This is a genomic window from Streptomyces sp. NPDC086077 (assembly GCF_040686175.1).
Lineage (GTDB): Bacteria > Actinomycetota > Actinomycetes > Streptomycetales > Streptomycetaceae > Streptomyces.
Genome location: NZ_JBFBJT010000203.1, coordinates 1 through 9,823 on the forward strand (window position 1 = coordinate 1; position 9,823 = coordinate 9,823).

General features: G+C 71.1%; 10 protein-coding genes and 1 riboswitch. Of the genes, 4 read left to right on the forward strand and 6 right to left on the reverse strand.

Going from position 1 to position 9,823, the window contains the following annotated elements; all coding sequences use genetic code 11:
* The 3 genes from AB0O67_RS34200 to thrC all read right to left on the reverse strand — a co-directional run.
* Positions 1-82, reverse strand: an 82-nt coding sequence (locus AB0O67_RS34200) for a cold shock domain-containing protein (RefSeq protein ID WP_365458941.1), incomplete at its 3' end; no start/stop codon positions are given.
* A 452-nt stretch (positions 83-534) separates the two neighbouring features.
* On the reverse strand, positions 535-810 hold the full coding sequence (locus tag AB0O67_RS34205; protein WP_365458915.1) for a MoaD/ThiS family protein: 276 nt from the start codon (positions 808-810) through the stop codon (positions 535-537).
* Positions 811-890: 80 nt separating this feature from the next.
* Positions 891-2,180 carry a threonine synthase gene (gene thrC, locus AB0O67_RS34210; protein WP_365458917.1) on the reverse strand — a complete coding sequence of 430 codons (1,290 nt, stop codon included), beginning with the start codon at positions 2,178-2,180 and terminating at the stop codon, positions 891-893.
* Between the two features lie 18 nt (positions 2,181-2,198).
* Positions 2,199-2,354, reverse strand: a riboswitch (SAM riboswitch).
* Positions 2,355-2,525: 171 nt separating this feature from the next.
* Between thrC and AB0O67_RS34215 the strand changes: the two genes are divergently transcribed.
* Positions 2,526-3,470, forward strand: coding sequence for a glucosyl-3-phosphoglycerate synthase (locus AB0O67_RS34215; RefSeq protein WP_365458920.1), 945 nt, complete (start codon positions 2,526-2,528; stop codon positions 3,468-3,470).
* Positions 3,471-3,553: 83 nt separating this feature from the next.
* The gene (locus tag AB0O67_RS34220; protein WP_365458923.1) at positions 3,554-4,954 is read left to right on the forward strand and encodes a trehalose-6-phosphate synthase; all 1,401 of its coding nucleotides are present in this window, start codon (positions 3,554-3,556) and stop codon (positions 4,952-4,954) included.
* 30 nt (positions 4,955-4,984) lie between these two features.
* On the opposite strand, the gene otsB is transcribed toward AB0O67_RS34220, so the two are convergent.
* From otsB to AB0O67_RS34235, 3 genes are read right to left on the reverse strand one after another with little or no spacing between them, the layout of a single operon-like run.
* Complete coding sequence (gene otsB, locus AB0O67_RS34225; protein ID WP_365458926.1) at positions 4,985-5,845, reverse strand: trehalose-phosphatase; 861 nt, start codon at positions 5,843-5,845, stop codon at positions 4,985-4,987.
* Between the two features lie 52 nt (positions 5,846-5,897).
* Entirely contained in the window at positions 5,898-6,146 is a 249-nt protein-coding gene (locus AB0O67_RS34230; RefSeq protein ID WP_365458929.1) for a DUF3263 domain-containing protein, read from the reverse strand.
* A gap of 35 nt (positions 6,147-6,181) precedes the next feature.
* Positions 6,182-7,420, reverse strand: a complete 1,239-nt coding sequence (locus tag AB0O67_RS34235; RefSeq protein ID WP_365458932.1) for an extracellular solute-binding protein — start codon at positions 7,418-7,420, stop codon at positions 6,182-6,184.
* A gap of 147 nt (positions 7,421-7,567) precedes the next feature.
* Here AB0O67_RS34235 and AB0O67_RS34240 point away from each other — a divergent pair, with 147 nt between their 5' ends.
* Together AB0O67_RS34240 and nagA are read left to right on the forward strand one after the other, a co-directional pair.
* Positions 7,568-8,512, forward strand: a complete 945-nt coding sequence (locus AB0O67_RS34240) for an ROK family protein (RefSeq protein WP_365458935.1) — start codon at positions 7,568-7,570, stop codon at positions 8,510-8,512.
* Entirely contained in the window at positions 8,512-9,717 is a 1,206-nt protein-coding gene (nagA, locus tag AB0O67_RS34245) for an N-acetylglucosamine-6-phosphate deacetylase (protein WP_365458938.1), read from the forward strand. The genes AB0O67_RS34240 and nagA overlap by 1 nt, the downstream gene beginning before the upstream one ends.
* Positions 9,718-9,823 lie beyond the last annotated feature (106 nt).

The following is a 9,823-nucleotide window of genomic DNA, read 5'->3' on the forward strand; positions in this document are numbered from 1 at the left end:
CGAAGACGTCCGCACCACCGTCGACCGCGATGAAGCCGTACCCCTTCTCCGCGTTGAACCACTTGACGGTGCCCTGAGCCATGCCTAACTCCCCTATTACTGGCCCTTGCACAGATCCACACTTCGCGGATCCGGGTCAGACCTCGCCCGCCATTTGCTGAGGGGCGTGCGCCGGAACGCGTCGACCGCGGCTGAATGTATCTGTCCAACTGCCGTCTGCAACAGGTCAATCGGACGAGAAATCTGGGCGTCGGCGGTCGGTAATTTGCGGAGAATTCGCCCGGATTCAGGGCAAGTCGGGCTCCATAAAAGGAATGAAAGACGTAAAAGAGCCACACACTTTGGCTACTTCTCATCGCATCGGAGCCGGAACTCATATGCGCCCGGCATGTGGAGCCGCGACGCGTTCCCCAACTCTACCGCGCTCAACCACACTGAATTGCCCCCTCCGCTTCTCTCACGGAGGGGGCAGCTCGATGAACATTGAGTAACCTGAGTTACTCACGGTAATGCGAGGGCGTTTCAGCGGGCCGTTCAGCCGCCGGCGACCGCCGGGATGATGGACACGCCGGCACCGTCCGGAGTGGCCGTCTCCAGGCCCTGCTCGAAGCGGACGTCGTCGTCGTCGACGTACACGTTGACGAACCGCCGCAGCCTGCCCTGGTCGTCCAGGACCCGGGCGGCGATACCGGTGTGGTTCTTCTCCAGATCGGCGATCACCTCACCGAGGTTCGCCCCCTCGGCGGGGACCTCGGCCTGGCCGCCGGTGTAGGTGCGCAGGATCGTGGGGATGCGGACGGTGACGCTCACGTTGAAACCTCCGGTGGAATGACAGACCTGGGGGCAGGGGAACCGCGCGGCCGGCCCCCGCCGGCCCGCAGCATGACGGTTCAGACGAGTCCGGCCTCGCGGAACGACTCCAGGCTGGGCCGGATGGTGGCCGTCAGACCCGTACCCGCCACCGCGTCCAGCGTCTTCAGACCGTCCCCGGTGTTCAGCACGACGGTCGTCAGTGACGGGTCCAGCACGCCGAGTTCGACCAGCTTGCGCGTGACCCCGACGGTCACCCCGCCCGCTGTCTCGGCGAAGATCCCCTCGGTCCGCGCGAGCAGCTTGATCGCGTCCACGATCTGCTCGTCCGTCACGTCCTCCACCGCGCCGCAGGTGCGCCGCGCGATGTCCAGCACGTACGGCCCGTCGGCCGGGTTGCCGATGGCCAGCGACTTGGCGATGGTGTGCGGCTTCTGCGGCCGGACGACGTCGTGCCCCGACTTGAACGCGGTCGACACCGGCGAGCAGCCCTCCGCCTGCGCCCCGAAGATCTTGTACGGCCGGTCCTCGACGAGCCCGAGCTCGATCAGCTCCTGCAGCCCCTTGTCGATCTTCGTGAGCTGGGAGCCGGAGGCGATCGGCACCACGATCTGGTCGGGCAGCCGCCAGCCGAGCTGCTCGCAGATCTCGTACGCCAGGGTCTTGGACCCCTCCGCGTAGTACGGCCGCAGGTTGACGTTGACGAAACCCCAGCCCTCGCCTGCCGGGTCGCCGATCAGCTCGGAGCAGAAACGGTTCACGTCGTCGTAGTTGCCCTCGATGCCGACGAGTTCGCCGCCGTAGACCGCGGCCATGACGACCTTGCCCTGCTCCAGGTCGTGCGGGATGAACACGCAGGAGCGGAAGCCGGCCCGGGCGGCGGCGGCGCCGACGGCGCCCGCGAGGTTGCCGGTGGACGAGCAGGAGAGGGTGGTGAAGCCGAAGGCCCGAGCGGCCTCCAGGGCCTGGGCGACCACCCGGTCCTTGAAGGAGTGGGTCGGGTTGCCGGAGTCGTCCTTGACGAACAGCTTGCCGGGCTCGACGCCGAGTTCACCCGCGAGACGGTCGGCCCGGACCAGCTCGGTCCAGCCGGGGTTCAGGTTCGGCTTGCCGGCCACGTCGGCCGGGACGGGCAGCAGCGGGGCGTAACGCCAGATGTTCGCCGGGCCCGCCTCGATGCGCTTGCGGAGCTCCTCGGCGTCGTACGCGGAGAAGTCGTATGCGACCTCCAGCGGGCCGAAACACTCCTCGCAGGCGAAGACCGGGCCGAGCGGAACACGGTGGCCGCATTCGCGGCAGGACAGCGCCGCGGCGGGACCGAGGTCGACGGTGGAGTTGCTGGTGCTGCCTTCAACAGTCTGCACAGCCATGTGAGGCGAGGCCCTTTCTCCTCATCTTCCTCACGACGCATCTCGCCGTGAGACGGAATTGGCACCTTCCCTAGCCGGGAGCCTCGCGGAACGATCAAGAACGATCTACGAGAACCGACTGGAGGGTTGCCGGGGCTTCAACGGGCCGTTTCCCTCTGCCCCTCTGGATGAGCTGTATGTGGTTGTTGTGCGGTGGTGAGAGCCGACGACCCCCGACATGCGATGGTCACCAGCGTTGTTCAAGACTGTAACCGAAGGCCAGGACAGTTGAGATAGTCGTCCGAACCGCGAGATGGATCACAGAACGGGTCCGCTCGCCGAGAGAACGCAGAGGAGCACCGGACTGTGCTGGAGGAAGTCGAGCGCTGGCTGAGCACCCGCTCCTGGTCGCTGGCCGACCGTCCGCTCCACAAGATCCTGGCCGCGAAGCGCGGCACGGGCCAGTCGATCAGTGTCGTGCTGCCCGCGCTCAACGAGGAGGAGACCGTCGGCGACATCGTCGCCGCGATCCGGCACGACCTCATGGAACAGGTCCCGCTGGTCGACGAGGTCGTCGTGGTCGACTCCGGCTCGACCGACCGCACCTCCGAGGTGGCGGCCGCGGCGGGCGCCCGGGTGGCGCACCGCGACGCGATACTCGCGCGCATCCCGCCCGTCCCCGGCAAGGGCGAGGTGCTGTGGCGCTCCCTGCTCGTCACCCGCGGCGACATCGTCTGCTTCATCGACGCGGACCTGAGGGAGTTCTCCTCGGACTTCGTCACGGGCATCGTCGGCCCGCTGCTCACCGACCCCGACATCGCCCTCGTGAAGGGGATGTACGACCGCCCCCTGGGCAACGCGGCCGGGCAGGGCGGCCGGGTGACCGAGCTGATGGCCCGCCCGCTGCTGAACCTGCACTGGCCGCAGCTGGCCGGCTTCGTCCAGCCGCTCGGCGGCGAGTACGCGGCCCGGCGCTCACTGCTGGAGCAGCTGCCGTTCCCGGTCGGGTACGGCGTGGAGCTGGGCATGCTGGTGGACTCCCTGCATCTGGTCGGGCTCGACGCCCTCGCCCAGGTGGACGTCGGGGTGCGCAAGCACCGGCACCAGGACGGGCAGGCGCTGGGCCGGATGGCGGCGGCGATCTACCGCACGGCCCAGCTGCGGCTGGCCCGCGGCCAGCTCGTCCGCCCCTGCCTCACCCAGTTCGAGCGGGTGGAGGACGGGTTCGAGCCGCGGACGTACTCCGTGGACACGGAGGAGCGGCCACCGATGGTGGAGATCGCGGAGTACGCGGCCCGGAAGGTGGCCTGACCGTGGGATACGGCTGTATACGGTCCCGTTTCGGGCTCGAACCGTACGTTTGAGCGGATCAGGAGAGGGCTAGGTTGAGGCGTATGGCTTCGACGTACGGTCCTGCGCAGGTACTGGTCGCCTCCAACCGGGGCCCGGTCTCGTACGAGGTGCGTGACGACGGCTCGCTGCACGCCAAACGTGGTGGCGGCGGACTCGTCTCCGGCCTCTCCGCGATCGGCCCGGACGCCGGCGCGCTGTGGGTGTGCTCCGCCCTCGGCGACGGCGACCGCGAGGCGGTGCGGCGCGGCGTCGGGGAGTCGGGCGTGCGGATGCTGGACATCGCGGCCGACGTGCACGCCGACGCGTACAACGGCGTCGCCAACTCCGTGCTGTGGTTCGTGCACCACATGCTGTACCAGACGCCTCTGGAGCCGGTCTTCGACGCGCAGTTCCGGCGGCAGTGGGCGTCGTACGAGGCCTACAACCGCTCGTTCGCCGAGGCGCTGGCCCAGGAGGCCGCCGAGGGTGCGGCGGTGCTGGTGCAGGACTACCACCTGACGCTGGTGCCGGGGATGCTGCGCGGGCTGCGGCCGGACGTGCGGATCAGCCACTTCTCGCACACGCCGTGGGCGCCGCCGGAGTACTTCCGGTTGCTGCCGGACGACGTCGCCGGGCAGGTGCTGCGGGGCATGCTGGGCGCGGACCGGCTCGGCTTCCTCACCCGGCGGTGGGCGGACGCCTTCACGGCGTGCTGCGAGGCGTTCGCCGACGGGCTCGGCGAGACCCGGGTCGGCGTGCACGGGCTCGGGGCCGACGCCGACTTCCTGCGGCAGCGGTCGCACGAGCCGGACGTCGAGGAGCGGATGACCGCACTGCGCACGGAGATCGGCGAGGGCCGGAAGACGATCGTCCGTGTCGACCGGACGGAGCTGTCCAAGAACATCGTTCGCGGGCTGCTGGCCTACCGGCAGCTCCTCGACGACCGCCCCGAGTGGCGCGAACGGGTGGTCCACGTCGCCTTCGCCTACCCCTCGCGCCAGGACCTCGCCGTGTACCGCGACTACACGGCCGAGGTGCAGCGGGTGGCCGAGGAGATCAACGAGCGGTACCGGACGCCGGGCTGGACGCCGGTCGTGCTGCACGTGAAGGACGACTTCGCCCGCTCGCTGGCCGCCTACCGGCTCGCGGACGTGGCACTGGTGAACCCGATCCGCGACGGCATGAACCTGGTCGCCAAGGAGGTGCCCGTCGTCTCCGACAAGGGGTGCGCGCTGGTCCTGTCCCGGGAGGCCGGGGCCTACGAGGAACTGCGCGAGGACGCGATCGGGGTGAACCCGTACGACGTCACCGGCACGGCCGCAGCGCTCCACGAGGCCCTGACGATGCGCCCCGCCGAACGCACCGAACGGGCCAAGCGGCTCGCGGCGACCGCCACGGCGCTGCCCCCGTCCCAGTGGTTCCTCGACCAGCTCCACGCCCTGCGGGACCGGCCCACGGACTGACCCCGGACGCCCGGGGGCCTCCGGGTGCGGTCACGTCCTCAGATGGGCCGCGAGTCCCGCCAGCAGTTGCACGACCCCCTCCGGACCCGCGACCACCAGGTCGGCGCGCTCCCGCAGTTCGGTCACCTCGTCGCTGCCGCTGCACACCAGCAGGCCGGGGGTGCCGTCGGAGCGGAGCGTGCCGACCGCCGCGTAGGCGGGGAGGTCGCCGAGGTCGTCGCCGGCGTAGAGGACGGACTCGGCGCCCAGCTCCCGGACGTAGTCGAGCAGGGCCACACCTTTGTCCATGCCGGGCGGGCGCAGTTCGAGGACCAGGCGGCCGGGCTCGACGATCAGGCCGTGCCGGGTGGCGAGGTCCGTCAGGGGCGTGCGCAGCGCGTCGAACGCGGCCTGCGGGTCGCCGGCACGGCGGGTGTGGACGGCGATCGCGCGGCCCTTGTCCTCGGTCCACGTGCCCGGCCCGGCGCCGGAGCGGTCGAGAAGCCCGGGCAGTTCCGCACGGACGGCGGCGACGCCGGGGTGCGGGGCGGGGGCGCTGACCTCGCCGCTGACCGCGTCCCAGCGCTCGGCCCCGTAGTGGCCGAGGACGACGAGGTGCTCCAGGCCGGGTACGCCCGCGAAGCCGCCGTGGCGTACGGCGACGTCGGCCGGGCGGCCGGTGACCACCGCGACGGCGGCCACCTTCGGGGCGAGGGCGGCGAGCGCCGGTGCGGCGTCCGGGTGGGCTCGGGCCTGCTCGGGGTCGGGCACGATCGGGGCGAGGGTCCCGTCGAAGTCGAGCGCGATCACCGCCTTGCCGGGCCGCGCGAGGATCGCGTCGAGCCCGGCCCGCCCGGCGGAGGTGGCGGGCGTCGGGAGAGTCTTGCCGGTTTCGGTCTCGTGGCTGCCCATACGGCGACCTTATCGACCCGGTGCCCGCCCGGCGGTTCACGCCGGACAGGCCCTAGGCGCCGTCGGCCTGGCGCTCCGCACGGCGTCGCTCCCGTATCCGCCGCAGCCGGTTGACCGTCACCGGGTCGTGCGCCAGCGCGCGGGGATCGTCGAGCAGGGCGTTGAGCAGCTGGTAGTAGCGGACGGGGGCCAGGCCCAGCTCCTCGCGTATCGCGCGCTCCTTGGCGCCGGGGCCCGGGAAGCCACGGCGCTCCAGGGCGAGGATGTCCTGTTCCCGTCGCGCGAGCTGCTCCTGGTCCATGCTCCGCACGGTAGCCGCCCCCACCGACAGCGGCGCTACCCCGCCGCCGAGCTCTCCGCCGTCGTGGCCGTCGACTGCAGCTGGCCCAGGATCGCCGCCGGGCTGCCGCCCGGAGCCACGGCGGAGCCGATCCGCTTCTTGACCTCCGCGCTGATCGACGCCCAGGACGTCTTGCCCACCGGGTAGAGCTCGGCAAGGGCGAGTTCGTCCAGGAAGGGCTTCAGGTCCCGGTCCTGCGCCGCGCCGCTCATCGCCTCGGAGGCGGGGTTGGTGACCGGCAGCAGGTCGTACTCGCGGGAGAAGTCGAGGACGTTCCGCTCGCTGTAGACGAAGTCGAGGAATTCGCCGACCTGTTCCTTGTGGCCGTTCTGCTTGAAGGCGAGCATCCAGTCGGCGACGCCCATGGTGGCCTTGGACTCGCCTTCCACGCCGGGCAGCGGCACCATGCCGTACTTCACGCCGTGCTTCTCGGCCGTCTTCATCAGCGAGGGATGGCCGTTCAGCATGCCGACCTCGCCCTTGGCGAAGGCGGCGAAGGCGTCGGCCCGGTCGAGCTTGCCCGGGGCGACCGGCCCGGTGAGCTGCTCGCCGACCAGTTGGTCGCGCAGCCAGGTGAAGGTCGCGACGTTCTCCGCGGAGTCGATGGTGTACCTGCCGACCGGGTCGGTGTAGCCGCCGCCCCCACTGAGCAGCCACAGCATGGTCTCGGCCTGCGCCTCCTCCGAGCCGAGCGGCAGCGCGTACGGGTACTTCACGCCGTCCGCCTTCAGCGCCTCGGCGGCGTCGGCCAGCTCCGCCCAGGTGGTCGGCGGGGTGAGGCCGGCCTCCTCGAAGAGCTCCTTGTTGTAGAAGAGCAGCCGGGTGGAGGCGGCGAACGGCATGCCGTACTGCACCCCGTTGACCTGTCCGGCCCCCGCGAAGGCGGAGGAGAAACCGGCCTGGACGGGTATGGAGAGCAGGTCGTCCGCGGTGTAGAGCAGATCGTCGGCCGCGTAGTCGGCGTACGCCCCGATCTGCGCCATGTCGGGCGCCTTCCCGGCGTCGACCATCTCCTTGACCTCGCGGTCGACGTCGCTCCAGGAGTACACGCTGACCTCGACCCGGACGCCGGGATGGCCGGCCTCGTAGGCGTCGACCAGCTTCGCCCAGTACTTCTTGGAGCTGTTCGCCGCGGTGTCGCCGTAGTCCGCGGCCACAAGTCTCAGCGTGACGTCGTCGGAACCTCCGGTGAGGCCGCAGCCACCCAGAACCGCCGTCATGCCCAGTGCGGACATCACCGCGATCATTCCTCTTCTGCCCCGCCGCTGCACGCTGTGGCCCACCTGTCCATACGTCGTTCACGTCGTCCGAATTACGGATTAAGGTCTACACCACGCAAGTGGACTAGACCTCTTCCGGGTGCACGGGCCACACTGTCCCCCGTGAGACACGTCATCGCCCTCGATGTGGGCGGCACCGGGATGAAGGCCGCCCTGGTCGGGGCGGACGGCACCCTCCTGCACCAGGCGCGCCGCGCCACCGGCCGCGCGCGCGGTCCCCAGGCGGTCGTCGACGGCATCCTCGACTTCGCCGCGGAACTCCACGCCCACGGCGACCGGAACCTCGGTGCCCCCGCCGTCGCCGCCGGGGTGGCCGTGCCCGGCATCGTCGACGAACGGCAGGGCATCGCCGCCTACGCGGCCAACCTCGGCTGGCGTGACGTACCGCTGCGCGCCCTGCTCACCGAGCGGCTCGGCGGCCTGCCTGTCGCCCTCGGCCACGACGTGCGCACCGGCGGCCTCGCCGAGGGCCGGATCGGCGCCGGCCGGGGCGCCGACCGCTTCCTGTTCGTGGCGCTCGGCACCGGCATAGCGGGCGCCATCGGCATCGACGGCCGGGTGGAGTCGGGCGCGCACGGCTTCGCGGGCGAGATCGGCCATGTCGTCGTACGCCCCGGCGGCACCCCCTGTCCCTGCGGCCAGCACGGCTGCCTGGAGCGGTTCGCCTCGGCGTCGGCGGTCAGCGAGGCGTGGGCCGCCGCGACCGGCGATCCCCAGGCGGACGCCGCGGACTGCGCGAAGGCGGTCGAGTCCGGCGACACCCGCGCCGCGCAGGTCTGGCAGCAGGCCGTCGACGCCCTCGCCGACGGCCTGGTCACCGCCCTCACCCTGCTGGACCCGCGCACGCTCGTCATCGGTGGCGGGCTCGCGGAGGCGGGGGAAACCTTGTTCACACCACTGCGCGACGCCGTCCAGCAGCGCGTCACCTTCCAGAAGCTGCCGACGATCATCCCCGCGGCCCTCGGGGACACCGCGGGTTGCCTGGGAGCCGGCTTGCTGGCCTGGGATCTCCTCGACTCCACCGACCGTACGGAGGTAACGACCTGATGGCCGCCGACCCAGGGGCGCGGGGAACTGCGCGACCAGCCCCCACGCACCCGCAGACGCCTCCCGACGTCTCGATCCTCACAGGTGCCCGCGTAGTTCTCCCCACGGGAGTCGCCGACGACGGCCAGGTGGTCGTCCAGGGTGGTCGCATCGCCCCCCATGCCCCGGCCGGCGCAGAGGTGATCGACCTCGCCGGCCACTGGATCGTCCCCGGCTTCGTGGACATCCACAACCACGGCGGCGGCGGAGCCTCCTTCACCTCGGGCACCGTCGACGAGGTCCTCCACGGCATCCGCACCCACCGCCTGCACGGCACGACGACGCTGGTCGCCTCCACGGTCACCGGCGACATGGACTTCCTCACCCACCGCGCCGGCCTGCTGTCCGAGCTGGCCGAGCAGGGCGAGATCGCCGGCATCCACTTCGAGGGCCCGTTCATCTCGCCGTGCCGCAAGGGCGCACACTCCGAGGAACTGCTGCGCGACCCGCAGCCGGCGGACGTGCGCAAGCTGATCGACGCGGCACGCGGCCAGGCCAGGATGCTGACCCTCGCCACCGAACTGCCGGGCGGCATCGACTCCGTACGGCTGCTGGTGGAGCACGGCGTGATCGCGGCGGTAGGGCACACGGACGCGACGTACGAGCAGACCGTCGAGGCCGTCGACGCGGGCGCGACGGTCGCCACGCACCTCTTCAACGCGATGCCCACGCTCGGCCACCGCTCCCCCGGCCCGATCGCCGCCCTGCTGGAGGACGAGCGCGTCACCGTCGAGCTGATCAACGACGGTACGCATCTGCACCCGGCAGCACTGGAGCTGGCGTTCCGTCACGCGGGCGCGGAGCGGGTCGCGTTCATCACGGACGCGATGGACGCGGCCGGCTTCGGCGACGGCCGCTACATGCTGGGCCCGCTGGAGGTCGAGGTCAGCGAGGGCGTGGCCCGGCTGGTCGAGGGCGGCTCGATCGCCGGCTCCACGCTCACTCTGGACCGGGCCTTCAAGCGGGCGGTGACGATCGACCGGATCCCGGTCGAGGACGCCGTGCGGGCCCTGTCCGCCAACCCGGCGCGGCTGCTGGGGATGGACGACAGGATCGGCTCCCTGGAGCCCGGCAAGGACGCCGACCTGGTGATCCTGGACGCCGGCTTCGACCTCAAGGGCGTGATGCGCCGGGGAGAATGGGTGGTCGGTCCCCAACTGGACTGAATGTTCCGTCAGTAGGGAGACGGTGGCCGCCCCGGGGGCTGGGCGGTCCGCCGTCTCTTTGGCATGATCGACCCTCCGGAAAACGAGAAACACACCCTCGGGGGAG